Genomic DNA, 24,080 nt, shown 5'->3' with positions numbered 1-24,080 from the left:
CCGAGCAGTATCAGGAGCCCAAGATGTTCGAGGCCGTCGAGGAACTCGTCGGTGAGCACGCCGACCTGGAGAAGCAGCTCGCCGACCCGTCGGTCCACGCCGACCAGGCCAACGCGCGCAAGCTCAACAAGCGCTACGCCGAGCTGACTCCCATCGTCGCCACGTACCGCTCCTGGAAGCAGTCCGGCGACGACATCGAGACGGCCCGTGAACTGGCCGCCGACGACCCGGAGTTCGCCGCCGAGGTCAAGGACCTGGAGAAGCAGCGCGAGGAACTCACCGAGAAGCTGCGCCTCCTGCTGGTCCCGCGCGACCCCAGCGACGACAAGGACGTCATCCTGGAGGTCAAGGCGGGCGCGGGCGGCGACGAGTCCGCCCTGTTCGCCGGCGACCTGCTGCGTATGTACCTGCGCTACGCCGAACGCGTCGGCTGGAAGACCGAGATCATCGACTCCACCGAGTCCGAGCTGGGCGGCTACAAGGACGTCCAGGTCGCGGTGAAGACCCGCGGGCAGACCCAGCCGGGACAGGGCGTGTGGGCCCGGCTGAAGTACGAGGGCGGAGTGCACCGCGTACAGCGGGTGCCCGCCACCGAGTCCGCGGGCCGGATCCACACCTCGGCGGCCGGTGTCCTCGTCACGCCGGAGGCCGAGGAGGTGGACGTGGAGATCAACTCCAACGACCTGCGGATCGACGTCTACCGGTCCTCGGGGCCCGGCGGCCAGTCCGTGAACACCACCGACTCCGCGGTGCGCATCACGCACATCCCGACCGGAGTCGTCGCCTCCTGCCAGAACGAGAAGAGCCAGTTGCAGAACAAGGAGCAGGCCCTGCGTATCCTGCGCTCCAGGCTGCTCGCCAAAGCGCAGGAGGAGGCGGAGAGGGAAGCCGCCGACGCCCGGCGCAGCCAGGTCCGCACCGTCGACCGCTCCGAGAAGATCCGTACGTACAACTTCCCGGAGAACCGCATCTCGGACCATCGCGTCGGCTTCAAGGCGTACAACCTGGACCAGGTCCTGGACGGCGACCTCGACGCGGTGATCCAGGCATGTGTCGACGCGGACTCGGCGGCGAAACTGGCCGCCGCCTGAGGCGCTCAGGACGACTGGGCGACGCACCGAACACCGGAGGACGAGCGTGCAGCAACCTTCTGGGGGGCGACCCCCGACCTCCCGCAGCGTGCTGCTCGCGGAGGTGGCGCAGGCCACCCAGCGGCTCGCCGACGCCGGCGTGCCCTCGCCGCGCAACGACGCGGAGGAACTCGCCGCGTTCGTGCACGGCGTGAAGCGCGGCGCGCTGCACTCCGTCAAGGACGCCGACTTCGATGCCCGCTACTGGGAGGTCATCGCCCGCCGCGAGCAGCGCGAGCCGTTGCAGCACATCACCGGGCGGGCCTATTTCCGGTATCTGGAGCTCCAGGTCGGGCCGGGCGTGTTCGTGCCCCGGCCCGAGACCGAGTCGGTGGTCGGCTGGGCCATAGACGCGGTGCGCGCGATGGACGTGGTCGAGCCCCTCATCGTCGACCTGTGCACCGGTTCCGGCGCCATCGCGCTCGCCCTCGCCCAGGAGGTGCCGCGCTCGCGCGTACACGCCGTGGAACTGTCCGAGGACGCCCTCCAGTGGACCCGTAGGAACATGGCGGGCTCCCGGGTCGACCTGCGCCAGGGCGACGCCCTGGACGCCTTCCGGGACCTCGACGGCCAGGTCGACCTCGTCGTCTCCAACCCGCCGTACATCCCGCTCACCGAGTGGGAGTACGTCGCCCCCGAGGCCCGCGACTACGACCCGGACCTGGCCCTGTTCTCCGGCGAGGACGGCCTCGACCTGATCCGCGGCCTGGAGCGCGCCGCGCACCGGCTGCTGCGTCCCGGCGGCGTCGTGGTCATCGAGCACGCGGACACCCAGGGCGGTCAGGTGCCGTGGATCTTCACCGAGGAACGGGGCTGGGCCGACGCGGCCGACCACCCCGACCTCAACAACCGCCCCCGGTTCGCGACCGCCCGCAGGGCCCTGCCGTGATCCCGGCGCCTGCACCCACCGCAGCGGGTGAGCCGGCCGCGGGCACCCCGGAGGCGACCCGAGCGACAACAGAAGGAGACCGCTAGACATGGCACGGCGATACGACACCAATGACGCCACGGACCGTTCGACGGGTCTGCGCGAAGCCGCGTCCGCCGTCCGCCGGGGCGAGCTTGTGGTCCTGCCGACCGACACCGTCTACGGCATCGGGGCCGACGCGTTCTCCGCGGAGGCGGTGGCCGATCTGCTGGACGCCAAGGGCCGGGGCCGTGCCATGCCCTCGCCCGTGCTCATCGGCTCCCCGAACACCCTGCACGGCCTCGTCACGGACTTCTCCGAGAAGGCGTGGGAACTGGTCGACGCGTTCTGGCCGGGCGCCCTCACCCTGGTCGCCAAGCACCAGCCGTCCCTTCAGTGGGACCTCGGCGAGACCCGGGGCACGGTCGCCGTGCGCATGCCGCTGCACCCGGTCGCCATCGAGCTGCTGACCGAGGTCGGCCCGATGGCCGTGTCCTCGGCCAACCTCTCCGGCCACCCAGCGCCGGAGGACTGCGATGCCGCCCAGCAGATGCTCGGCGACTCCGTCTCCGTCTACCTCGACGGCGGTCCGACCCCCGGTAACGTGCCGTCGTCGATCGTCGACGTCACCGGCGACGTGCCCGTGCTGCTGCGCGAAGGCGCGCTCTCCCCGGAGGAACTGCGCAAGGTCGTACCCGACCTTGAGGTGGCGAATTGACGACCCCTGACACCTCCCCCGGGCTCCCGCTCCCGGCTGCTCCCGGGCAGGGGGGACCCCCATGGGCGGCATAGGAACCGGGTACAGCGTGGAGGAGACGACGACCTTCGGCTTTCCCCGCGACACCTTCCGCATCCTCCACGTCAGCACCGGAAACGTGTGCCGCTCGCCCATCACCGAGCGGCTCACCCGGCATTTCGTCATGGAACGGCTCGGCATCCTGGGCGGCGGGCTGATCGTGGAGAGCGCGGGCACCTGGGGCCACGAGGGGGCGCCGATGGAGGCCAACGCGGAAGCCGTGCTGGCCGAGTTCGGCGCGGACGCCTCCGGTTTCACCGGCCGGGAACTCCTCGACGAGCACGTGATCAGGGCCGACCTGGTGCTGACCGCGACCCGTGACCACCGGGCCCAGGTCATCTCCATGGGCCATTCGGCCGGGCTGCGGACCTTCACGCTGAAGGAGTTCACCCGGCTGGTGCGCGCGATAGACCCGACGACGCTGCCGCCGCTGGAGGACGGGCTCGTCGCGCGTGCCCGCGCGCTGGTCCGGGCGGCCGCCGCGCTGCGCGGCTGGCTGCTGGCGCCCACGGCCGAGGCCGACGAGGTCTACGACCCCTACGGCGCCCCCCTGACCTTCTTCCGGTCCATCGGCGACGAGATACACGAGGCCCTGGACCCCGTCGTCACGGCCCTGACGGGCGTTCCCGCCCGGATGTAGCGACCGCGCACCCCCTGAGCGCCGGGCCTACATTGGACGTACGTCGCCGCCGACCGCCGGGAGCCCGTGATGCCGGTCACCCACCCGCTCGTACAGACCGATGCGCTGCGCCGGCAGGATCCGGAGGTGGCCGAGATCCTGCTCGGCGAGCTTGCGCGGCAGTCGACGACCCTCCAGCTCAGCGCGGCCGAGAACTTCACCTCACCGGCCGTGCTGGCGGCGCTGGGCTCACCGCTCGCCAACAAGTACGCCGAGGGCTACCCGGGCGCCCGCTACCACGGCGGCTGCGAACTGGTGGACGTCGCCGAGCGGCTGGCGGTCGACCGGGCCAGGGCGCTGTTCGGGGCCGCCCACGCCAACGTCCAGCCGCACTCCGGCTCCTCCGCCGTGCTCGCCGCGTACGCCGCCCTGCTGCGCCCCGGGGACACCGTCCTCGCCCTGGGGCTGTCCTACGGCGGTCACCTCACCCACGGCTCGCCCGCCAACTTCTCCGGCCGCTGGTTCGACTTCGTGGGGTACGGGGTGGACGCGGAGACCGGGCTCATCGACCAGGACCAGGTGCGGGCGCTGGCCCGCTCGCACCGGCCCAAGGCGATCGTGTGCGGGTCGATCGCCTACCCGCGCCACCTGGACTACGCCTTCTTCCGGGAGGTCGCCGACGAGGTCGGCGCCTACCTCATCGCGGACGCCGCCCACCCGATCGGGCTCGTCGCGGGGAAGGCGGCGCCCAGCCCGGTGCCGTACGCCGACATCGTCTGCGCCACCACGCACAAGGTGCTGCGCGGACCGCGTGGCGGGATGCTGCTGTGCGGGGCCGACCTGGCCGAGCGGGTCGACCGGGCGGTGTTCCCGTTCACCCAGGCCGGCGCCCAGATGAACGCCGTCGCCGCGAAGGCGGTCGCGTTCGGCGAGGCGGCCGGCCCGGCGTTCGCCGCGTACGCCCGTCAGGTGGTCGCGGGCGCACGGGTGCTGGCGGCCGAGCTGGCCGACGAGGGGCTGGCCGTGACCACCGGTGGCACGGACACCCATCTGATCACCGTCGACCCGGCGCCGCTCGGCGTCGACGGGCGGGCCGCGCGGGGGCTGCTCGCCGCCGCCGGGCTGGTCGTCGACAGCTGTGTGCTGCCGCACGGGCACGCCAGCGGGCTGCGCCTGGGCACCGCCGCGGTGACCACCCAGGGCATGAGGGAGGCGGAACTGGCCAGAATCGGTGTGCTGCTGGCCGGAGTGCTGCGCGGCGACCTCGATCCGGCCGGGGTCCGTGACGAGGTCCGCGAGCTTGCCGGTAGATTTCCGCCGTATCCGGGCTGAGCGAAGGTAGGTGCAGGACCGTGTCCTGTTCCACAGCCATGCGTGCAACCATCGTCGCTACCCGGAAGTCCCCACACATATGCGTCCCTCGCTAGGGTGTGGGGCTGTGATGGCCAGCGAGACCTGTGGGGAAGCCTGTGCGTGAATACCTGCTGACGCTCTGTGTCACGGCTGCGGTGACCTACCTGCTGACAGGGCCGGTACGGAAGTTCGCGATCGTGGCCGGTGCGATGCCGGAGGTCCGGGCCCGTGACGTGCACCGGGAGCCCACTCCGCGTCTCGGCGGGATCGCCATGTTCTTCGGCCTGTGCGCGGGCCTGCTGGTGGCCGATCACCTGACCAACCTCAACGAGGTCTTCACCAAGTCCAACGAGCCGCGTGCGCTGCTGTCCGGGGCCGCGCTGATCTGGCTCATCGGCGTGCTGGACGACAAGTTCGAGATCGACGCCCTGATCAAGCTGGGCGGTCAGATGATCGCGGCGGGTGTGATGGTCATGCAGGGTCTGACGATCCTGTGGCTGCCGATCCCGGGCGTCGGGAACGTCGCGCTGACCCCGTGGCAGGGCACGCTGCTGACGGTGGCGCTGGTCGTCATCACGATCAACGCGGTGAACTTCGTGGACGGCCTGGACGGCCTCGCCTCCGGCATGGTGTGCATCGCCGCCGCCGCGTTCTTCCTGTACGCGTACCGGATCTGGTACTCGTACGGCATCGAGGCCGCCGCCCCGGCCACCCTGTTCGCGGCGATCCTGATGGGCATGTGCCTGGGCTTCCTGCCGCACAACATGCACCCGGCGCGGATCTTCATGGGCGACTCCGGCTCGATGCTGCTGGGCCTGGTGCTGGCCGCGGGTGCGATCTCCATCACGGGGCAGGTCGACCCGGACGCGCTGGCCCTGTTCACCGGTTCCGAGAAGGCGGCGGTGCACCAGACGGTGCCGGTCTACATCCCGCTGCTGCTGCCCCTGACGATCATCGCGCTGCCGGCCGCCGACCTGGTGCTGGCGATCGTCCGCCGGACCTGGAACGGCCAGTCGCCGTTCGCCGCCGACCGCGGGCACCTGCACCACCGGCTGCTGCAGATCGGCCACTCGCACAGCCGGGCGGTGCTGATCATGTACTTCTGGTCCGCGCTGATCGGCTTCGGGGCGCTGGCCTACTCCGTGAACTCCGCGTCCATGTGGATCGTGCTCGGCGTGGTCTTCCTCAGCGCGATCGGCCTGGGGCTGCTCCTGCTGCCGCGGTTCACGCCCCGCGCCCCGCGCTGGGCCGAGCGCTTCGTGCCGCCGCGCTACCGGCGTCGGCGGGCGGCGCGGGAGGCCGTCGAGCCCTGCCGGACGGCGGCTCCGACCGAGGACGAACAGCGCGCTCCGGTCACCGTGGGTGCGCACGGGGTCAACGGAGCGAGCGCGGTCGGACCCCGTTCGCGCCTCCTGGATAGGCGCAATGCCGGTACGTCGCGCTGACGCTCAAGGTAAGAATCTGACTAGAGCATTGCCAAGTCGTGGGGGAGCAAAAGCCCCTAATACCAGACAAGTACGCCGGGTTTTTGCACAGACGCGCATCTTCACTCTCATGTGTGACGGCGAGCACACCTACCAGGTAAAGACCTCATCAAATAGTTTGTGATACGGTTCACGAGAACCCCGGACAGAGCCGAGGGACCGTGTTTTCGCAGCCCATCGGTGCGAGGTCTGACCCACTCGGCCCGGGGTTACGCTCGTCCATGACGACACCCCACGCCCCCTGTGAAAAGCGGAGTTGCCGCCATGCCGTCCAATGACGTCCGGACCCTGGCCCAGGCCGCCGTGCCCACGGCTGCCGTCGGCGCGCTCGCCGCCGTCGTCAGTGCGGTGGTCGCGGGTGGCAAGGGTGCGCTCGGGGCGGTCGTCGCGGCACTCATCGTGATTCTTTTCATGGGGCTCGGCCTCTACGCCCTGCAGCGGACCGCCGCATCGCTGCCGCACCTGTTCCAGGCCATGGGCCTGATGCTCTACATGGCGCAGATCCTGCTGCTGTTCGTGTTCGTCGCGGCGTTCAAGAACACGACGCTGTTCAACCCGCGGGCCTTCGCGCTCACACTTGTCGTCGGCACGCTCACCTGGATCGCCGCGCAGACGCGCGCACACATGAAGTCCAAGATCCTCTACGTACAACCCGATTCGACCCCTTCTCCGACCGGTGACCGGTCCGAGACGACTGGTCACTCGTCGTGAGAGGTAGGGCCGGGATAAAGACGCCTGAGAGATGCTGCTATCGTCCGGTGCCAACTGCGGCATCGCGGGCGCGGGCATTTGAGCTGACGCCTGCTCAATCGCGAGGCGAGATGCCCCCAAGCCGCCCCCACATCCGTAACACCAGTCCGGTGCCGAACCGCGGCCGTGTGCCGCGCCGACACAACGAGGTTGCCGTACCCATGCGCCACGCAGAAGGAGCCCGCGGTGAGTGCTGACCCGACGCAGGTGCTCGCCTTCGAGACCGACTGCCACATCTTCGATGGCTGTGGCTTCCCCGCTCCGGGCCTGCACTCGTTCCTGTTCAAGCCCCTCTGGGGCGACGCCGACAGCAACCTGTACTTCAACAAGCCGATGCTGTTGGCGCTGCTCGGTTCGATCATCGTCGTCGGATTCTTCTGGGCTGCCTTCCGCAAGCCGAAGGTCGTGCCCGGCAAGCTGCAGATGGTGGCCGAGTCGGGCTACGACTTCATCCGGCGCGGTGTCGTGTACGAGACGATCGGCAAGAAGGAGGGCGAGAAGTACGTACCGCTCATCGTCTCGCTGTTCTTCTTCGTGTGGATGATGAACCTGTGGTCGATCATTCCGGTCGCCCAGTTCCCCGTCACGTCTATCATCGCCTACCCGGCGGTCCTGGCCCTGGTCGTCTATGTCCTGTGGGTCTCGCTGACCTTCAAGCGGCACGGGTTCGTCGGGTTCTTCAAGAACGTCACCGGCTACGACAAGTCGCTCGGCCCGGTGTTGCCCCTGGCGATGCTCATCGAGTTCTTCTCGAACCTGCTCGTGCGGCCCTTCACCCACGCGGTGCGACTCTTCGCGAACATGTTCGCGGGCCACACCCTGCTGCTGCTGTTCACCATCGCCAGCTGGTACCTGCTGAACGGCATCGGCGTCGCCTACGCCGGCGTCAGCTTCATCATGACCCTTGTGATGACGGCCTTCGAGCTGTTCATCCAGGCGCTGCAGGCGTACGTCTTCGTACTGCTGACCTGCACCTACATCCAGGGCGCCCTCGCCGAGCACCACTGAGGACCCGTACCCAACCCCCTGATCGTCCGGTGGCCAACCCCCACCGGTCCGTAAAGAAGAAGGAAGAACTGGCATGCTCCAGACCCTTGCCGCCGTCTCCGGCTCGCTCGGTTCCATCGGTTACGGCCTGGCCGCCATCGGCCCCGGCGTCGGCGTCGGCATCATCTTCGGCAACGGCACCCAGGCCCTGGCCCGCCAGCCCGAGGCGGCCGGCCTGATCCGCGCCAACCAGATCCTGGGCTTCGCCTTCTGTGAGGCGCTCGCCCTCATCGGTCTGGTCATGCCGTTCGTCTACGGCAAGTGATCTAGCGATCCACGACCAGCCGACTAGACGAAAGGCACTGACATGAGCCAGTTGCTCATTGCGGCGGCGGCGGAGAGCGAAAATCCCCTCGTCCCGCCGATCCCCGAGCTCGTCATCGGCCTGATCGCCTTCGTCATCGTCTTCGGCTTCCTCGCCTGGAAGCTTCTTCCGAACATCAACAAGGTTCTGGAGCAGCGCCGCGAGGCCATCGAGGGCGGTATCGAGAAGGCCGAGGCCGCTCAGACCGAGGCCCAGAGCGTCCTTGAGCAGTACAAGGCACAGCTCGCCGAGGCCCGGCACGAGGCCGCGCGACTGCGCCAGGAGGCGCAGGAGCAGGGAGCCTCGCTCATCGCCGAGATGCGGGCCGAGGGCCAGCGGCAGCGCGAGGAGATCGTCGCCGCCGGTCACACGCAGATCGAGGCCGACCGCAAGGCCGCCTCGTCCGCGCTGCGCCAGGACGTCGGCAAGCTCGCCACCGAATTGGCCGGCAAGCTCGTCGGTGAGTCTCTGGAGGACCACGCCCGGCAGAGCCGCGTGATCGACCGCTTCCTCGACGAGCTTGACGAGAAGGCCGAGGCCGCGCGATGAACGGAGCGAGCCGCGAGGCACTGGCAGCCGCACGTGAGCGGCTCGACGCGCTGACGGACGGCACGTCCGTGGACGCGACGCAGCTCGCCGACGAGCTGGCGGCCGCCACCGCGCTGCTCGACCGCGAGGTGTCACTGCGTCGGGTCCTCACCGACCCGGCGCAGGCCGGCGAGGCCAAGGCCGAGCTGGTCCGGCGCCTGGTGGGCGGCCAGCTCAGCGGCCCGGCCACGGATCTGCTGTCCGGCCTGGTCCGCTCCCGCTGGTCGCAGCCGCGCGACCTGGTGGACGCGCTGGAGGAACTGGCCGACGTGGCCGACCTCACGGCCGCCCAGCGGGTCGGCCGTCTCGACAACGTCGAGGACGAGCTGTTCCGGTTCGGCCGGATCGTCTCCTCCAACACGGAGCTGCGCGCCGCGCTCACCGACCGTAGTGCCCGCACCTCGGCCAAGGCCGAGCTGCTGCGCCGGCTGCTGGGCGGCCGGGCCGAGGCGACCACCGAGCGCCTGGTGACGCGCCTGGTGACCGCGCCGCGTGGACGTAGCCTGGAAGCGGGAATCGAATCCCTGTCCAAGCTCGCCGCCGAGCGCCGGGACCGCATGGTCGCCGTCGTCACCTCGGCGGTACCGCTGAGTGACACGCAGAAGCGGCGCCTGGGCGCCGCCCTGACGAAGCTCTACGGCCGCACGATGCACCTCAACCTCGATGTGGACCCTGAGGTCGTCGGCGGTATCCGGGTGCAGGTCGGGGACGAGGTCATCAACGGCTCGGTCGCCGACCGGCTGGAGGATGCCGCCCGCCGGATGGCCGGCTAGCAGCAACTCAATAAGCAGTACGTACTGATGGCGGCCCTGGTTGGGCCGTACAGAGGATTCACCTCCTGATGGGGGGAGTCCCCATCCCCCCAAAGTGAAACTTCGGGCCCAACAAGGAGAGCAGGGAACCCAGATGGCGGAGCTCACGATCCGGCCGGAGGAGATCCGGGACGCGCTGGAGAACTTCGTCCAGTCGTACAAGCCGGACGCGGCCTCGCGCGAGGAGGTCGGTACGGTCACCCTTGCCGGCGACGGCATCGCGAAGGTCGAGGGCCTGCCCTCGGCCATGGCCAACGAACTGCTGAAGTTCGAGGACGGCACCCTCGGCCTCGCGCTGAACCTCGAAGAGCGCGAGATCGGTGCCATCGTCCTCGGTGAGTTCAGCGGCGTCGAGGAGGGGCAGCCGGTGCAGCGCACCGGTGAGGTCCTCTCCGTCGCGGTCGGCGAGGGCTACCTCGGCCGCGTCGTCGACCCGCTCGGCAACCCGATCGACGGCCTCGGCGAGGTCGAGACCGAAGGCCGTCGCGCACTCGAACTGCAGGCCCCCACGGTCATGCAGCGCAAGTCCGTGCACGAGCCGATGGAGACGGGCTACAAGGCCGTCGACGCGATGACCCCGATCGGCCGCGGCCAGCGCCAGCTGATCATCGGCGACCGTCAGACCGGCAAGACCGCCCTGGCCGTCGACACGATCATCAACCAGCGTGACAACTGGCGCACCGGCGACCCGAACAAGCAGGTCCGCTGCATCTACGTCGCCATCGGCCAGAAGGGCTCCACCATCGCGTCGGTCCGCCGCGCGCTGGAGGAGAACGGCGCGCTGGAGTACACGACCATCGTCGCCGCCCCGGCGTCCGACCCGGCCGGCTTCAAGTACCTGGCGCCCTACACCGGCTCGGCCATCGGCCAGCACTGGATGTACCAGGGCAAGCACGTCCTGATCATCTTCGACGACCTCTCGAAGCAGGCCGACGCCTACCGCGCCGTGTCCCTGCTGCTGCGCCGTCCGCCGGGCCGCGAGGCCTACCCGGGCGACGTCTTCTACCTGCACTCCCGCCTCCTGGAGCGCTGCGCCAAGCTCTCCGACGACATGGGTGCCGGTTCGATGACCGGTCTGCCGATCGTCGAGACCAAGGCCAACGACGTGTCGGCGTTCATCCCGACCAACGTCATCTCCATCACCGACGGCCAGTGCTTCCTGGAGTCCGACCTGTTCAACGCCGGTCAGCGGCCGGCCCTGAACGTCGGTATCTCGGTCTCCCGCGTCGGTGGCTCCGCCCAGCACAAGGCGATGAAGCAGGTCTCCGGCCGGCTCCGCGTCGACCTCGCCCAGTTCCGTGAGCTGGAGGCGTTCGCCGCCTTCGGTTCCGACCTGGACGCCGCCTCCAAGTCTCAGCTGGAGCGCGGTCAGCGCATGGTCGAGCTGCTGAAGCAGGACCAGTACCAGCCGATGTCCACCGAGGACCAGGTCGTCTCCGTCTGGGCCGGCACCACCGGCCGGATGGACGAGGTGCCGGTCGCCGACATCCGCCGCTTCGAGAAGGAGCTGCTGGAGTACCTGCACCGCAAGGAGCAGGGCCTCATGACCTCCATCCGGGAGGGCGGCAAGATGTCGGACGACACGCTGACGGCCGTCGCCGACGCGATCGTGGACTTCAAGAAGCAGTTCGAGACCTCCGACGGCAAGCTGCTCGGCGAGGACGCTCCGGCCGCTGCCGCCAAGTGACGTAAGGAAGGGACCTGACTCATGGGAGCCCAGCTCCGGGTCTACAAGCGTCGCATCCGATCCGTCACCGCGACCAAGAAGATCACCAAGGCGATGGAGATGATCGCCGCCTCGCGCGTCGTCAAGGCGCAGCGCAAGGTGGTGGCCTCCACGCCGTACGCGCAGGAACTGACCCGCGCGGTCACGGCGGTCGGCACCGGTTCGAACACCAGGCACCCGCTCACCACGGAGGCGGACCACCCGACCCGTGTCGCGGTCCTGCTCCTGACGAGCGACCGCGGCCTGGCCGGCGCCTTCAACTCCAATGCCATCAAGGCGGCGGAGCAGCTGACCGAGCGCCTGGAGCGCGAGGGCAAGCAGGTCGACACGTATGTCGTCGGCCGCCGTGGGCTCGCCCACTACAACTTCCGTGAGCGCAAGGTCACGGAGTCGTGGACCGGCTTCACCGACGAGCCGACCTACGCGGACGCCAAGAAGGTCGCGGCGCCCCTGATCGAGGCCATCGAGCAGGAGACGGCGGACGGCGGGGTGGACGAACTCCACATCGTCTACACCGAGTTCGTGTCGATGATGACGCAGACGGCGCTGGACGCCCGACTGCTGCCGCTGCGCCTCGACGAGGTCGCGGAGGAGCAGCCCAAGGGCGAGATCCTTCCGCTGTTCGACTTCGAGCCCTCGGCGGAGGACGTCCTCGACGCCCTGCTGCCGCGCTATGTGGAGAGCCGTATCTACAACGCGCTGCTCCAGTCGGCCGCTTCGAAGCACGCCGCCACGCGGCGCGCGATGAAGTCGGCAACCGACAACGCGGGCGAGCTGATCAACACGCTCTCCCGGCTTGCCAACGCGGCCCGCCAGGCCGAAATCACCCAGGAAATCAGCGAGATCGTCGGTGGCGCGAGCGCCCTGGCCGACGCGACCGCGGGGAGTGACCGCTAATGACCACCACTGTTGAGACCGCGACGGCCACGGGCCGCGTCGCCCGGGTCATCGGCCCGGTCGTCGACGTGGAGTTCCCCGTCGACGCGATGCCGGACATCTACAACGCCCTGCACGTGGACGTCGCCGACCCGGCGAACGAGGGCGAGAAGAAGACGCTGACCCTGGAGGTCGCCCAGCACCTGGGTGACGGCCTGGTCCGTACCATCTCCATGCAGCCCACCGACGGCCTGGTCCGCCAGGCCCCGGTGACGGACACCGGCTCCGCCATCTCCGTCCCCGTCGGCGACTTCACCAAGGGCAAGGTGTTCAACACCCTCGGTGAGGTGCTGAACGTCGACGAGACCTACGACGGCGAGCGCTGGCCGATCCACCGCAAGGCCCCGAACTTCGACGAGCTGGAGTCGAAGACGGAGATGTTCGAGACGGGCGTGAAGGTCATCGACCTGCTCACCCCGTACGTCAAGGGCGGCAAGATCGGCCTGTTCGGCGGCGCCGGCGTCGGCAAGACGGTGCTCATCCAGGAGATGATCTACCGTGTCGCCAACAACCACGACGGTGTCTCCGTGTTCGCCGGTGTCGGCGAGCGCACCCGTGAGGGCAACGACCTGATCGAGGAGATGTCCGACTCGGGCGTCATCGACAAGACCGCGCTGGTCTTCGGCCAGATGGACGAGCCCCCGGGCACCCGTCTGCGCGTCGCGCTGGCCGGCCTCACCATGGCCGAGTACTTCCGTGACGTCCAGAAGCAGGACGTGCTGTTCTTCATCGACAACATCTTCCGCTTCACCCAGGCGGGTTCCGAGGTGTCGACCCTGCTCGGCCGTATGCCCTCCGCGGTGGGCTACCAGCCGAACCTGGCCGACGAGATGGGTCTCCTCCAGGAGCGCATCACCTCGACCCGTGGTCACTCGATCACCTCGATGCAGGCGATCTACGTCCCCGCGGACGACCTGACCGACCCGGCCCCGGCCACCACCTTCGCCCACCTCGACGCGACGACGGTGCTCTCCCGTCCGATCTCGGAGAAGGGCATCTACCCGGCCGTGGACCCGCTGGACTCCACGTCCCGGATCCTGGACCCGCGCTACATCTCGGCGGACCACTACGGCGCGGCGATGCGCGTCAAGACGATCCTCCAGAAGTACAAGGACCTCCAGGACATCATCGCCATTCTCGGTATCGACGAGCTGGGCGAGGAGGACAAGCTGGTCGTCCACCGGGCCCGCCGGGTGGAGCGGTTCCTCTCCCAGAACACCCACGTCGCCAAGCAGTTCACCGGCGTGGACGGCTCGGACGTGCCGCTGGACGAGTCGATCGTCGCGTTCAACGCGATCTGCGACGGCGAGTACGACCACTTCCCCGAGCAGGCGTTCTTCATGTGCGGTGGCCTTGAGGACCTCAAGGCCAATGCGAAGGAGCTGGGCGTCTCCTGAGCCCGGTGCCGGTGCGAGAGGGGCGCGGACGCATCCCGTCAGGGGGGTGTCCGGCCCCTCTCTCCACTCCCATTAGAATTGACCCCAACACCCGGCACCCCAGCCGGGTGGTGACCCGAGGAGCCACCCTTGGCTGCTGAGCTGCACGTCGAGCTGGTCGCCGCCGACCGTCAGGTCTGGTCCGGTGAGGCCACTCTGGTCGTCGCGCGTACCACGTCCGGCGACATCGGTGTCATGCCCGGTCACCAGCCGCTGCTCGGTGTGCTGGAATCGGGCCCCGTGACCATCCGTACGAGTGATGGTGGAACGGTCGTCGCCGCGGTGCACGGCGGTTTCATCTCCTTCGCCGACGACAAGCTGTCGCTGCTGGCCGAGATCGCCGAGCTGTCGGACGAGATCGATGTCCAGCGGGCGGAGCGCGAGTTGGAGCGTGCCCGGGCGGAGGGCGACGCCACCGCCGAGCGGCGCGCGGACGTCCGCCTGCGGGCGGCGACAGCGCGCTGACCGGGGACGCTCCCGGGCCTCAGGGCCCCGGGGCGTCGTGTGAAGACGTTACTCAGCCGCGGCTGGTACCGGAGCGATCCGGCACCAGCCGCGGCTGAGGCAGATGTGGGTGTTTTTTCCGTTCCGTTACCTAGGAGACGAGGAGGTCGGTGCCGATGGTCCTCGCTCTGACTGTGTGCGGAGTCGTGGTAGCGCTCGTAGTGGTGGGGCTGTTCCTCTTCGGTCTGCGCCGCCGGCTCATCCAGCGCTCCGGGGGTACGTTCGACTGCTCACTGCGCTGGGATGTGGCGGAGAGATCCGACACCAGCGGCAAGGGGTGGAGCTACGGGGTCGCCCGCTACAACGGCGACCGCATCGAGTGGTACCGCGTCTTCTCCTACGCCTACCGACCGCGCCGCCTCCTGGAGCGTTCCGCGATCGAGGTGGCCGGCCGCCGGGTACCGGAGGGAGAGGAGGAACTGGCCCTGCTCTCCGACGCCGTCATCCTGGCCTGCATGCACCGGGGCGTCCGCCTCGAACTGGCCATGAGTGAAGACGCGCTCACCGGCTTCCTCGCCTGGCTTGAGGCAGCCCCGCCAGGACAAAGGGTGAATGTGGCATAGCCACATTCACCCTTTGCTTTTCGGGGGGTCCCCCCGGACGGCGGTCCGGGGGAACCGTCAACGTCGCGGGACCCGACGGACCCGCGAACGGTTCTACGACAGTCCGCTGTTGATGGCGCTCACCAGTTCACCGTTTCCGGTGTCACCGCTGAACTCCCAGAAGAACGCGCCGCCCAGACCCTGGCTCTTGGCCCACGACATCTTCGTGCCGATGGTCGCCGGGGTGTCGTACGACCACCAGTTGCTGCCGCACTTCGCGTAGGCCGTGCCCGCGATCGTGCCGGTGGCCGGGCAGGACGTCTTGAGCACCTTGTAGTCCTCGATGCCCTGGTCGTACTTGCCGGCCGCCGGTCCGGTGGCCGTGCCGCCCGGGGCGTCCTGGGTGACGCCGGTCCAGCCGCGCCCGTAGAAGCCGATACCGATGAGCAGCTTCTTCGCGGGCACGCCCTGCGCCTTGTACTTGGCCATCGCGTCGGCCGTGTTGAAGCCGGCGGTGGGGATGCCGCTGTACGAGGTGAGCGGGGAGTGCGGGGCGGTCGGACCCTGGGCGTCCCAGGTGCCGAAGAAGTCGTACGTCATCACGTTGTACCAGTCGACGTACTGCGCGGCGCCCGCGTAGTCGGTGGCGTCGATCTTGCCGCCGGAGGAACCGTCGGCCGTGGTGGCCGCGGTGACCAGGTAGCTGGAGCCGAACTTGGCCCGCAGCGCCGACATCAGGTTCTTGAAGGCGTCCCGGCCGCTGGCGTCGCAGCTCAGACCGCAGGCGTTCGGGTACTCCCAGTCGATGTCGATGCCGTCGAAGACATCGGCCCAGCGCGGGTCCTCCACCAGCTTGTAGCAGGAGTCGGCGAACGCGGCCGGGTTCTGCGCGGCCTGGGTGAAGCCGCCGGACCAGGTCCACCCGCCGAAGGAGTACAAGATCTTGATGTTCGGATACTTGGCCTTCAGCTGCCGCAGCTGGTTGAAGTTGCCGCGCAGCGGCTGGTCCCAGGTGTCGGCGACCCCGCTGACGGACTGGTCGGCGGTGAACGCCTTGTCGTAGTCGGCGTAGGAGTCGCCGATCGCGCACTGGCCGTTCGTCACATTGCCGAAGGCGTAGTTGATGTGCGTGATCTTGGACGCCGAGCCGGACGTCACCAGGTTCTTGACGTTGTAGTTGCGGTCGTAGATGCCCCACTCGGTGAAGTAGCCGAGCTTGACCGCGTTGCCCACGGGCGGATTGGTGCCGCCGCCGGTGGTGTGCACGGAGACCGCGCCACTGGCCGGGCCGGTCTGGTCGGCGGTGTCACGGGCCTGGACGGTGTACGAGTAGTCGGTGCCCGCGGTCAGACCGCTGTCCGTGTACGAGGTGGCCGTCACGGTGGCGACCTTGGTGCCGTCGCGCAGCACGTCGTAGTTCTTGACGCCCTTGTCGTCGGTCGCGGCCGGCCAGGACAGCTTCACCGAGGTGTCGGTGATGCCCGAGGCGGTCGGGGTGCCCGGCGCGGACGGCGGGTTGTCGCCCGGCACCGTGCTGCCGTCACAGCTGCCGCCGTTCAGCTTGCAGTTGGACGGGGAGCCGGTGCCCGCGCCGTTGAAGCCGAAGGTGACCGAGGCGCCGGGGGCGAGGGTGCCGTTGTAGGACTTGTTCTTGGCGGTCCAGTGGGTGCCGGACGATGTGACGTCCGCGTCCCAGGACGAGGTGACGGACGTTCCGGAGGGGAAGTCCCACTCGATGGTCCAGGAGCTGATCGAGGCGGTACCGGTGTTCTTGACGGTCCACCTGCCCTCGAAGCCGGTTCCCCAGTCCGAGGCCTTGGTGTAGGTGGCCGTCGCGGAGTCGGCGGCCTGCGCGGGGCCCGCGAGGCCGACCAGTCCGGCGAGAGGGAGTAACAGCGTCGCGAACCCTGCCGCGGCTCTGTGTCTGAAGCGCATCCTGCGCCTCCTCTTCTGTTGTGGCCACCGGGGCGCCAGAATCGGTGACCGTGGGTGTCGCGGGCGTGACTGAGCCTTCACGCCCACAGTGCCGCGAGAATAGAAAGGTCTGGACCACGGGTCAATAGGTCTGGACCACTCCCGCTGCCGGTCGCTAGATCCCCAACTCCTGTGCCAGCACCGCGGCTTGCACCCGGCTGCGCAGCTCCAGCTTGGCCAGCAGACGGCTGACGTGCGTCTTCACGGTCCCCTCCGCCATGTCGAGCCGCTCGGCGATCTCCGCGTTGGACAGCCCCTCGCCCAGCCGGGACAGAACTTCCCGCTCCCGTCGCGTCAGCGCGTCCAGCACCGCGGGATCGGCCTTCGGTTCCCTCGGGGACCGGGCGGCGAACTCGGTGATCAGACGCCGGGTGACCGCCGGGGCGATGACGCCCTCCCCGCGCGCCACCGTGCGCACCGCCGCGAGCAGATCCCCCGCCTCGGCGTTCTTCAGCAGGAACCCCGACGCCCCGGCGCGCAGCGCCCCGAACACGTATTCGTCGAGGTCGAAGGTGGTCAGCACGAGCACGTCCGCCAGCCGCTCCGCGACGATCTCACGGGTCGCCGACACCCCGTCCCTGCGCGGCATCTGCACATCCATCAGCACCAGGTCGGGGCGGAGCCGCCGGGCCAGTTCGACCGCCCGGTCGCCGTCCGCCGCCTCGCCCACCACCTCGATGTCGGCCGCGCTGCGCAGGATGAGCACGAGCCCGGCACGGACGGCGGACTGGTCCTCGGCCACCAGGACACGGATCACTCGGGGTCTCCTCCGGACACGGGAAGGGTCGCGCGTACGGTCCACTCGGCGCCGTCGGGCCCGGCGCCGAAACCGCCGCCGAGCAGCGCCGCCCGCTCCCGCATCCCGATCAGACCGGCGCCGGAACCGGGGGCGCGCGGGCCGTCCGCACCGCCGTACGGGCTGGTCACCCGCACGTCGAGGGCGCCGTCCCGGTGGGCGACGCGGACCGTGACCAGGCCGGGGCCGGCGTGTTTGAGCGCGTTGGTCAGGGACTCCTGCACGATCCGGTAGGCGGCGAGTTCCACGGGCACCGGAACCCGGCCGTGGTCGGCGTCCAGGGTGACGTCGAGGCCGCCCGCACGGGCGCCGTCGACCAGGGCGGCCAGGCCGTCGAGCGTGGGGGTGGCGGACACGCCGCCGCCGTCGTGGTCCCGCAGTATCCCGATCAGGCGCCGCATCTCGGCCAGCCCCTCGACGCTGTTCTCCCGGATCACCCCGAGCGCCTCCTTGGAGGTGGCGGGATCGTCGATCGACAGGGCCGCGGTGGAGTGGATGGCGATGGCGGACAGATGCCCCGCCACCAGGTCGTGCAACTCGCGCGCCACCCGGGCGCGTTCCGCGTGCAGCGCCTGGATGCGGTCCTTCTCGGCGAGCAGCGCGGTCTGCTCCGCCCGCAGCCGCGCCGCCTCGGCCGCGTCCCGGTGGTTGCGCACCACCCAGCCGGTGGTGGCCGGCGCGAAGGCGACGACGCCCACCGCGACCCCGATGAGCAGCCCCTGCGCGGAGCGCAGGAGCGCGGCGGGCAGCACACCGCCGAGCACGGTGAGCAGCCCGGTGATCCAGGTGATGCGGCGGGCCGCGGCGGGGGAGCCGTACAGGACGGCCGCGTACACCAGGTCCGTGTACAGCACGATGGTGGCGATACTGCCCCTGGTCAGCAGGTCCAGGGCCAGCGCGGCGGTGCCGAGCAGCAGGCCGAGGCCGGGCCTGACGCGGCGCAGCGGCGCGCAGGCCGCCATCACGGCCAGCGGCACCAGAGGTGCCCAGGACGCGGGCCACACGATCAGGTCGAGCGAGCCCCCGCGGCTGAAGACACCGAACGCCCACAGCAGCAGCCCGCCGGCCAGCCCGCCCACGGCGATGCGCAGGTCGTCACGGTGCGGGCGGGGGCGGGCCTGGGACATGCCCTCCAGTGAACACGGTCCGCGGCACGGGCGCCTGCGCCCGGGGAAGGGTCGGTGACTGCATCTTTCGATGTACCACGAGTTCATCGCAGCCGACGACGAAACCGGCGGCCGGGACCGGGAGCCTTGAGAGGTGACCGAAGGGAGCGAACCGTGATCGTCGGGTTGATCATCGTCTGTGAGGTGGCCTTCTGGGTGCTGCTGGCAGCCGGACTGGCCTTTCGCTACGTGCTGCGGATGCCGCGCACCGGGCTGGCCCTGCTGCTGTGCGAGCCACTGCTGGAGGTCGTCCTGTTCGCGGTGACCGCGATCGACCTGAAGAACGGTGCGCAGCCGGACTGGCGGCACGGGCTGGCCGCCGTCTACATCGGCTTCACGGTGGGTCTCGGGCACTCCATGGTCACGTGGGCCGACGCCCGGGTCGCCCATCGCTTCGCCGGCGGGCCGCCGCCGGTGAAACCGCCGAAGTACGGCATGGCCCGCGCGGTCCACGAGTGGCGGACGGCGGCGCGGTGGATCGTCGCCAGCGCCGTCGCCATCGCCCTGTTGCAGGCCGCGATCTGGTACGTCGGCGGTGCGGGCGAGACCGGTTCGCTGCGGGCGTGGCAGTCGAGGATGGTGTGGCTGATCGGCATCAACCTGGTGATCGCCGTCAGCTACACGGTGTTTCCCAAGCGGGAACCGGGGCGCTCGGCCGGGAGGGACGGGGCGTGACGGGCCGCCGGCCGGGCGGGCTCCCCCGGCATGGTCGGGGTGGGGGGCTGGTCGCGCGGGTCCCCGCGCCCCTTCGGGTGTTCGCGGGGCGGACCCGGCGCTCCCAGCGCCCCCGCGGTGTTCCTAGCGTTCTCCGCCCGGGACCCACAGCACGTCGCCGCGCTCCTTGTTCGCCGTGCGGGCCAGGATGAACAGCAGGTCGGACAGGCGGTTGAGGTAGGTCGCGGTGAGCGGGTTCATGAGGTCGCCGTGTGCCTCAAGGGCCGCCCAGGTCGAGCGTTCGGCGCGGCGGACGACCGTGCATGCCTGGTGGAGCAGGGCCGCGCCGGGGGTGCCGCCCGGCAGGATGAAGGAGCGCAGTTTCGCCAGCCGCTCGTTGAAGCGGTCGCAGTCCGCCTCCAGCCGGTCGACGTAGAACTGCTCGACCCGCAGCGGCGGGAATTCCGGGTCCTCCACCACCGGGGTCGACAGGTCCGCGCCCACGTCGAAGAGGTCGTTCTGCACCCGGGTGAGGACCTCGGTGACCTCCGGGTCGAGGCCGCCCAGCGCGATCGCCGTGCCGAGCACCGCGCCTGCCTCGTTGGCGTCCGCGTACGCGGCGATCCGCAGGTCGGTCTTGGCGACCCGGCTCATGTCGCCGAGGTTCGTGGTGCCCTGGTCGCCGGTCCTGGTGTAGATGCGTGTCAGATTGACCATGGGACCAGCGTAGTTACGTCCCGGCCGTCACGCTCCAGCCGTACGGAACACCCGCGTGCCCACCGTCACGGCGAGCGCGGCGAAGCCGACCGCGACCAGGACGCCGTACAGCATGCGGTCCGTGGCGTACGAGCCGACGTAGGCGTCCCGCACCGCGTCCACCAGGTAGCGGAGCGGGACGAAGCGGGAGAGCAGGTCCAGCCAGCCCGGCGCCAGGGCCATCGGGAGCATCAGACCGGACAGCAGCATCGACGGCATCGAGACCGCGTTGACCACCGGGCCGAACTCCTGCGGCGTGCTCACCTTCATCGCGAACGCGTAGGACAGCGAGCCGAGCGAGACGGTGAGCAGGGCGACGAACGCGAAACCGATGAGCACCCCGGGCAGCGGGGCCCGCAGGCCCATCGCCACCGCGGCGAGCACCAGCAGCACCGCCTGGCCGACGAGGACGGTCGCGTCCCGCAGCACCCGGCCGAGCAGCAGCGCGAGCCGGCTCACCGGGGTCACCCGCATCCGCTCGACCACCCCCTGCCCGTTCTCGATGATGATCGCGAAACCCGCGAACAGGGAGCCGAACAGGCCCAGTTGCAGCAGCAGGCCGGGGACCAGCACCTGCCAGGAGCTGCCCGGCGCCCCCAGCGGCAGCCGGGTCAGCAGCGGTCCGAAGAAGACCAGGTACAGCAGCGGCATCAGGATGCCGAACAGCAGACCGAAACGGGAGCGCAGCGACTGGCGCAGACAGCGTCCGTAGATGAGCGCGGTGTCGTTCAGGAGCATCGGGCGGGTCCTATACGGCTACGGGGGCGGGGGCGGCCGGGGACGGACCGCGGCCGGTGATGGCGAGGAAGGCGTCCTGGAGGGTGGCGTCGAGGGAGCCGCAGTGCCGCAGCTTGAGCGCGCTCGGCGTGCCCTCGGCGGCGACCACGCCCCGGTCGACGATCACCAGGCGGTCGGCGAGGGCGTCCGCCTCGTCCAGGTAGTGGGTGGTGAGGAAGACCGTCGTGCCGTGCTCGTCGCGCAGCCGGCGGACCAGGTCCCACAGGTCGGTGCGGGCGGCCGGGTCGAGGCCGGTCGTCGGCTCGTCGAGGAACAGCAGCCGGGGGCGGTGGGTGAGGGCCATGGCGATGTCCAGGCGGCGCCGCCGGCCGCCGGAGAGCGTGGACGTCCGGCGCTCCAGCAGGCCGGTGAGGTCGAGGTCGCGGGCGAGTTCCGTGGCCCGTTCGACGGCGCGGGACTTCGGCAGGCGGTACAGACGGCCCTGGGTGACCAGTTCCTCCCGCACCGTGAGCTGCCCGTCGACCCCGCTGGTCTGGGCGACGTACCCGCAGGCCCGCCGCACCCCGGCCGGGTCCGTGGCCAGGTCGTGGCCGGCCACGGTCGCCGCGCCGCCGGTCGGCCGCAGCAGCGTGGTCAGCATCCGCAGGGTGGTCGTCTTGCCCGCGCCGTTGGGGCCGAGGAAGCCGAGGATCTCGCCCGGGCGGACGGTGAGGTCGATGCCCCGCACCGCCGCCACGGGGCCGTGTTTCGTCCGGAAGGTACGGGCCAGCCCGGCCGTACTGATGATTGCCATGCCGCCCAGAAAAACAGACCCTCACCAATTTTGCAATGACACCAAAGTTACAGCCACTCCAGTGAGTGCCCGGCGCACCTACGATGAGGGCATGGCGGAAGGGCTCAGGGAGCGGAAGAAGCGCGAGACCAGGCAGCGGATCTCGGACATCGCGACCGGGCTGTTCCTGGAGCGCGGCTTCGTGACGGTGACGATGGCGGAGGTGGCCGAGGCGGCCGACGTCTCGGTGAACACCGTCTACAACTACTTCCCGGCCAAGGAGGACCTGTTCTTCGACCGGTCCGCCGACGTCGTCGACCAGCTCGCCCGCTGGGTGCGCGGCCGGGACGCGGGGGAGTCCGCCGCCCGCGCCGTGCTGCGCGAACTGCGCGCCGAGGTCGAGGCGGTCTCACCCCGGGTCGGCCTCATGACCGGCTACGGCCGCTTCATGCAGGTCATCCACGAGTCGCCGCCGCTGCGCTCCCGGCTCTGGGCCCTGCAACAGGAGATCCAGGGCGCCCTGGAGGGGACCCTGCGGGCGGAGACGGCCGCCGCCGACGGCGACCCCCTGCCCGGGCTGATCGCCGGTCAGCTCTGCTGGGTCCATCAGACGGCAGTCGTTCATATCGGTCGTGAGATGATGACCGGGCGCAAACCGGACGAAGTATCACGTGAGGTGCTCGTCCTCCTCGACGACATCGAGGAGCTGTTGAGCGAGAAGGTGCTCAACTACGCCGTGCGGGGCGAGCGCTGACCGCTGCCGGTGTGACGTCCGTCAAGTGAGACGTGACCCGCGTTACTTACCGGTCACACAGCGGCTCCGGGGCGCTAGGGTCCGCCGGAGAAGCGTACGCGAACAGCGGGTGAGGGGAGTCGGAGTGGCAGGGAAGCTCGCCGTCGTCGGGGCCGGCCTCATGGGGTCCGGCATCGCCCAGGTCGCCGCTCAGGCGGGCTGGGACGTCGTCCTGCGTGACGTCACCGACGAGGCCCTCAAGCGCGGCACCGACGCGATCCGGGCCTCGTACGACAAGTTCGTGGGCAAGGGCCGGATGGAGGCGCACGACGCCGACGCCGCGCTGGCCCGCATCACCGCCACCACCGACCTTCAGGCCGCGGCCGACGCCGACCTCGTCGTCGAGGCCGTCTTCGAGAAGCTGGAGGTCAAGCACGAGATCTTCCGCGCGCTCGACAAGCTCGTGCGTCCCGGGGCCGTGCTCGCCTCCAACACCTCGGCCATCCCGATCACCAAGATCGCGGCGGTCACCGAGCGCCCGGAGCGGGTGGTCGGCGTGCACTTCTTCTCACCGGTGCCGATGATGCAACTGGTCGAACTCGTCCGCGGCTACAAGACCAGCGACGAAACCCTCGCCACCGCACGGGAGTTCGCCGAGTCCGTGGGCAAGACCTGCATCGTCGTCAACCGGGACGTGGCCGGGTTCGTCACCACCCGGCTGATCTCGGCGCTCGTCGTCGAGGCGACCAAGCTGTACGAGTCCGGGGTCGCCACCGCCGAGGACATCGACCTGGCCTGCCGGCTCGGCTTCGGCCACGCCATGGGCCCGCTCGCCACGGCGGACCTCACCGGCGTCGACATCCTGCTGCACGCCACCGGCAACATCTACGCCGAGTCGCAGGACGAGAAGTTCGCGCCGCCGGAGCTGATGCGCCGGATGGTTGACGCCGGTGACATCGGACGCAAGAGCGGGCAGGGCTTCTACACCTACTGACATCCGGTCGGGTGGCAGCACTGAGACCGCACAAGCCCCTGGGGTATCACCCCCGGGGGTGAATTCGGTATCGGTTCGCTTACAGACGGCAACCTGAATGCCACTGAAGCAGTCAGACGGTGCACAGCACTGGCACTGTCATGGGAGTACGCCGCAGCACTCACGGGGAGCGCATATGCACATCAGGGGCGACCACGCCGAGCTGGTCGTCGGGGGCCGCCTCGACGTCCGCAGCGCGGCGGACGCCCGTACGGTCCTGCACTCGGCCGTCGACGACGGCGCCGGCGACCTGGTGCTCGACCTGTCCGAACTCGACTCCTGGGACGCCACCGGGCTCGGGGTGATCATGGGGGCGCACCGGCGGGCCGGCCGCTGCGGCCGGCGCCTGGTGCTGCGCGGTGTTCCGCCCCAGATGCAGCGCCTGCTGGTCGCCACCCGGCTGCACCGGATCCTGGCCATCGAGGGAGGTATCGGGGTCGAGTCCCTGCCCCGGGTGTGATGCCGCAGCCCGGCGCCCGCCGACGGGGTGGACCAGGGCGCACGCCCCATAACCCCACGTCGTA

The 24,080-nt window shown here is 69.9% G+C and carries 26 protein-coding genes; 20 read left to right on the top strand and 6 right to left on the bottom strand.

Annotation, left to right across the window (positions count from 1 at the left end):
* Positions 1–23: 23 nt before the first annotated feature.
* The 16 genes from prfA (at position 24) to ACFYPJ_RS09795 (ending at position 14,955) form a co-directional block, all read left to right on the top strand.
* A complete protein-coding gene (prfA, locus tag ACFYPJ_RS09870; RefSeq protein ID WP_389013220.1) occupies positions 24–1,091 on the top strand; it encodes a peptide chain release factor 1 in 1,068 nt (355 codons plus the stop codon).
* A gap of 88 nt (positions 1,092–1,179) precedes the next feature.
* On the top strand, positions 1,180–2,019 hold the full coding sequence (gene prmC / locus ACFYPJ_RS09865; RefSeq protein ID WP_389013217.1) for a peptide chain release factor N(5)-glutamine methyltransferase: 840 nt from the start codon (positions 1,180–1,182) through the stop codon (positions 2,017–2,019).
* 88 nt (positions 2,020–2,107) lie between these two features.
* Entirely contained in the window at positions 2,108–2,755 is a 648-nt protein-coding gene (locus ACFYPJ_RS09860; protein ID WP_389013214.1) for an L-threonylcarbamoyladenylate synthase, read from the top strand.
* Positions 2,756–2,816: 61 nt separating this feature from the next.
* Entirely contained in the window at positions 2,817–3,473 is a 657-nt protein-coding gene (locus ACFYPJ_RS09855) for a protein-tyrosine-phosphatase (protein WP_389013211.1), read from the top strand.
* Between the two features lie 69 nt (positions 3,474–3,542).
* On the top strand, positions 3,543–4,784 hold the full coding sequence (gene glyA, locus ACFYPJ_RS09850; protein ID WP_389013208.1) for a serine hydroxymethyltransferase: 1,242 nt from the start codon (positions 3,543–3,545) through the stop codon (positions 4,782–4,784).
* Between the two features lie 137 nt (positions 4,785–4,921).
* Positions 4,922–6,250 (top strand): MraY family glycosyltransferase, encoded by a 1,329-nt coding sequence (locus ACFYPJ_RS09845; RefSeq protein ID WP_389013205.1) that lies wholly within the window; start codon positions 4,922–4,924, stop codon positions 6,248–6,250.
* A 303-nt stretch (positions 6,251–6,553) separates the two neighbouring features.
* The gene (locus tag ACFYPJ_RS09840; protein WP_389013202.1) at positions 6,554–7,000 is read left to right on the top strand and encodes a hypothetical protein; all 447 of its coding nucleotides are present in this window, start codon (positions 6,554–6,556) and stop codon (positions 6,998–7,000) included.
* Positions 7,001–7,225: 225 nt separating this feature from the next.
* Positions 7,226–8,047: a F0F1 ATP synthase subunit A gene (gene atpB, locus ACFYPJ_RS09835; RefSeq protein WP_389013200.1), complete on the top strand. Its 822-nt coding sequence runs from the start codon at positions 7,226–7,228 to the stop codon at positions 8,045–8,047.
* Positions 8,048–8,120: 73 nt separating this feature from the next.
* Positions 8,121–8,351: an ATP synthase F0 subunit C gene (atpE, locus tag ACFYPJ_RS09830; protein ID WP_376530358.1), complete on the top strand. Its 231-nt coding sequence runs from the start codon at positions 8,121–8,123 to the stop codon at positions 8,349–8,351.
* 42 nt (positions 8,352–8,393) lie between these two features.
* Positions 8,394–8,939 (top strand): F0F1 ATP synthase subunit B, encoded by a 546-nt coding sequence (locus ACFYPJ_RS09825; RefSeq protein ID WP_389013197.1) that lies wholly within the window; start codon positions 8,394–8,396, stop codon positions 8,937–8,939.
* Entirely contained in the window at positions 8,936–9,751 is an 816-nt protein-coding gene (locus tag ACFYPJ_RS09820; protein WP_389013194.1) for a F0F1 ATP synthase subunit delta, read from the top strand. Before ACFYPJ_RS09825 ends, ACFYPJ_RS09820 begins: the two co-directional genes overlap by 4 nt.
* A 133-nt stretch (positions 9,752–9,884) precedes the next feature.
* Entirely contained in the window at positions 9,885–11,477 is a 1,593-nt protein-coding gene (atpA, locus tag ACFYPJ_RS09815; RefSeq protein WP_389013191.1) for a F0F1 ATP synthase subunit alpha, read from the top strand.
* Between the two features lie 21 nt (positions 11,478–11,498).
* Positions 11,499–12,413, top strand: coding sequence for a F0F1 ATP synthase subunit gamma (locus ACFYPJ_RS09810; protein ID WP_389013188.1), 915 nt, complete (start codon positions 11,499–11,501; stop codon positions 12,411–12,413).
* Complete coding sequence (gene atpD / locus ACFYPJ_RS09805; RefSeq protein ID WP_389013185.1) at positions 12,413–13,849, top strand: F0F1 ATP synthase subunit beta; 1,437 nt, start codon at positions 12,413–12,415, stop codon at positions 13,847–13,849. Before ACFYPJ_RS09810 ends, atpD begins: the two co-directional genes overlap by 1 nt.
* Before the next feature lie 129 nt (positions 13,850–13,978).
* Positions 13,979–14,353, top strand: coding sequence for a F0F1 ATP synthase subunit epsilon (locus ACFYPJ_RS09800; protein WP_389013182.1), 375 nt, complete (start codon positions 13,979–13,981; stop codon positions 14,351–14,353).
* Positions 14,354–14,508: 155 nt separating this feature from the next.
* Positions 14,509–14,955, top strand: a complete 447-nt coding sequence (locus ACFYPJ_RS09795) for a DUF2550 domain-containing protein (protein WP_389013179.1) — start codon at positions 14,509–14,511, stop codon at positions 14,953–14,955.
* Positions 14,956–15,048: 93 nt separating this feature from the next.
* Here ACFYPJ_RS09795 and ACFYPJ_RS09790 read toward each other — a convergent pair whose 3' ends face one another.
* From ACFYPJ_RS09790 to ACFYPJ_RS09780, 3 genes are all read right to left on the bottom strand, one after another.
* Positions 15,049–16,869, bottom strand: coding sequence for a glycosyl hydrolase family 18 protein (locus tag ACFYPJ_RS09790; protein ID WP_389013177.1), 1,821 nt, complete (start codon positions 16,867–16,869; stop codon positions 15,049–15,051).
* A gap of 154 nt (positions 16,870–17,023) precedes the next feature.
* The gene (locus ACFYPJ_RS09785; RefSeq protein ID WP_389013174.1) at positions 17,024–17,665 is read right to left on the bottom strand and encodes a response regulator; all 642 of its coding nucleotides are present in this window, start codon (positions 17,663–17,665) and stop codon (positions 17,024–17,026) included.
* Positions 17,662–18,831: a sensor histidine kinase gene (locus tag ACFYPJ_RS09780; protein WP_389013170.1), complete on the bottom strand. Its 1,170-nt coding sequence runs from the start codon at positions 18,829–18,831 to the stop codon at positions 17,662–17,664. The genes ACFYPJ_RS09785 and ACFYPJ_RS09780 overlap by 4 nt, the downstream gene beginning before the upstream one ends.
* A 153-nt stretch (positions 18,832–18,984) precedes the next feature.
* Between ACFYPJ_RS09780 and ACFYPJ_RS09775 the strand changes: the two genes are divergently transcribed.
* On the top strand, positions 18,985–19,545 hold the full coding sequence (locus ACFYPJ_RS09775) for a hypothetical protein (protein WP_389013168.1): 561 nt from the start codon (positions 18,985–18,987) through the stop codon (positions 19,543–19,545).
* Between the two features lie 123 nt (positions 19,546–19,668).
* On the opposite strand, the gene ACFYPJ_RS09770 is transcribed toward ACFYPJ_RS09775, so the two are convergent.
* From ACFYPJ_RS09770 to ACFYPJ_RS09760, 3 genes are read right to left on the bottom strand one after another with little or no spacing between them, the layout of a single operon-like run.
* Positions 19,669–20,241: a cob(I)yrinic acid a,c-diamide adenosyltransferase gene (locus ACFYPJ_RS09770; protein WP_389013165.1), complete on the bottom strand. Its 573-nt coding sequence runs from the start codon at positions 20,239–20,241 to the stop codon at positions 19,669–19,671.
* A 27-nt stretch (positions 20,242–20,268) separates the two neighbouring features.
* The gene (locus tag ACFYPJ_RS09765; RefSeq protein ID WP_389013163.1) at positions 20,269–21,018 is read right to left on the bottom strand and encodes an ABC transporter permease; all 750 of its coding nucleotides are present in this window, start codon (positions 21,016–21,018) and stop codon (positions 20,269–20,271) included.
* Positions 21,019–21,028: 10 nt separating this feature from the next.
* A complete protein-coding gene (locus ACFYPJ_RS09760) occupies positions 21,029–21,811 on the bottom strand; it encodes an ABC transporter ATP-binding protein (RefSeq protein ID WP_389013160.1) in 783 nt (260 codons plus the stop codon).
* A gap of 91 nt (positions 21,812–21,902) precedes the next feature.
* On the opposite strand from ACFYPJ_RS09760, the gene ACFYPJ_RS09755 reads away from it, so the two are divergent.
* From ACFYPJ_RS09755 to ACFYPJ_RS09745, 3 genes are all read left to right on the top strand, one after another.
* Positions 21,903–22,544, top strand: a complete 642-nt coding sequence (locus ACFYPJ_RS09755) for a TetR/AcrR family transcriptional regulator (protein ID WP_389013158.1) — start codon at positions 21,903–21,905, stop codon at positions 22,542–22,544.
* A 124-nt stretch (positions 22,545–22,668) separates the two neighbouring features.
* Positions 22,669–23,517: a 3-hydroxyacyl-CoA dehydrogenase family protein gene (locus ACFYPJ_RS09750; RefSeq protein WP_389013155.1), complete on the top strand. Its 849-nt coding sequence runs from the start codon at positions 22,669–22,671 to the stop codon at positions 23,515–23,517.
* 175 nt (positions 23,518–23,692) lie between these two features.
* Positions 23,693–24,016: an STAS domain-containing protein gene (locus ACFYPJ_RS09745; protein WP_003997851.1), complete on the top strand. Its 324-nt coding sequence runs from the start codon at positions 23,693–23,695 to the stop codon at positions 24,014–24,016.
* Positions 24,017–24,080: the final 64 nt, after the last annotated feature.

The sequence above is a fragment of the Streptomyces sp. NPDC006012 genome (assembly GCF_042871185.1).
Classification (GTDB): domain Bacteria; phylum Actinomycetota; class Actinomycetes; order Streptomycetales; family Streptomycetaceae; genus Streptomyces.
Note: the sequence above shows the minus strand (reverse complement) of the source record. Positions and strands in the feature narration are given on the sequence as shown.

Excerpts from the sequence above, each read along its gene's own strand:
- prfA (WP_389013220.1), top strand. The coding sequence starts at position 24 with ATGTTCGAGGCCGTCGAGGAACTCGTCGGTGAGCACGCCGACCTGGAG.
- ACFYPJ_RS09860 (WP_389013214.1), top strand. The coding sequence starts at position 2,108 with ATGGCACGGCGATACGACACCAATGACGCCACGGACCGTTCGACGGGT.
- ACFYPJ_RS09855 (WP_389013211.1), top strand. The coding sequence starts at position 2,817 with ATGGGCGGCATAGGAACCGGGTACAGCGTGGAGGAGACGACGACCTTC.
- glyA (WP_389013208.1), top strand. The coding sequence starts at position 3,543 with ATGCCGGTCACCCACCCGCTCGTACAGACCGATGCGCTGCGCCGGCAG.
- ACFYPJ_RS09840 (WP_389013202.1), top strand. The coding sequence starts at position 6,554 with ATGCCGTCCAATGACGTCCGGACCCTGGCCCAGGCCGCCGTGCCCACG.
- atpE (WP_376530358.1), top strand. The coding sequence starts at position 8,121 with ATGCTCCAGACCCTTGCCGCCGTCTCCGGCTCGCTCGGTTCCATCGGT.
- ACFYPJ_RS09825 (WP_389013197.1), top strand. The coding sequence starts at position 8,394 with ATGAGCCAGTTGCTCATTGCGGCGGCGGCGGAGAGCGAAAATCCCCTC.
- ACFYPJ_RS09820 (WP_389013194.1), top strand. The coding sequence starts at position 8,936 with ATGAACGGAGCGAGCCGCGAGGCACTGGCAGCCGCACGTGAGCGGCTC.
- atpA (WP_389013191.1), top strand. The coding sequence starts at position 9,885 with ATGGCGGAGCTCACGATCCGGCCGGAGGAGATCCGGGACGCGCTGGAG.
- ACFYPJ_RS09810 (WP_389013188.1), top strand. The coding sequence starts at position 11,499 with ATGGGAGCCCAGCTCCGGGTCTACAAGCGTCGCATCCGATCCGTCACC.
- atpD (WP_389013185.1), top strand. The coding sequence starts at position 12,413 with ATGACCACCACTGTTGAGACCGCGACGGCCACGGGCCGCGTCGCCCGG.
- ACFYPJ_RS09795 (WP_389013179.1), top strand. The coding sequence starts at position 14,509 with ATGGTCCTCGCTCTGACTGTGTGCGGAGTCGTGGTAGCGCTCGTAGTG.
- ACFYPJ_RS09790 (WP_389013177.1), bottom strand. The coding sequence starts at position 16,869 with ATGCGCTTCAGACACAGAGCCGCGGCAGGGTTCGCGACGCTGTTACTC.
- ACFYPJ_RS09780 (WP_389013170.1), bottom strand. The coding sequence starts at position 18,831 with ATGTCCCAGGCCCGCCCCCGCCCGCACCGTGACGACCTGCGCATCGCC.
- ACFYPJ_RS09770 (WP_389013165.1), bottom strand. The coding sequence starts at position 20,241 with ATGGTCAATCTGACACGCATCTACACCAGGACCGGCGACCAGGGCACC.
- ACFYPJ_RS09765 (WP_389013163.1), bottom strand. The coding sequence starts at position 21,018 with ATGCTCCTGAACGACACCGCGCTCATCTACGGACGCTGTCTGCGCCAG.
- ACFYPJ_RS09760 (WP_389013160.1), bottom strand. The coding sequence starts at position 21,811 with ATGGCAATCATCAGTACGGCCGGGCTGGCCCGTACCTTCCGGACGAAA.
- ACFYPJ_RS09755 (WP_389013158.1), top strand. The coding sequence starts at position 21,903 with ATGGCGGAAGGGCTCAGGGAGCGGAAGAAGCGCGAGACCAGGCAGCGG.
- ACFYPJ_RS09745 (WP_003997851.1), top strand. The coding sequence starts at position 23,693 with ATGCACATCAGGGGCGACCACGCCGAGCTGGTCGTCGGGGGCCGCCTC.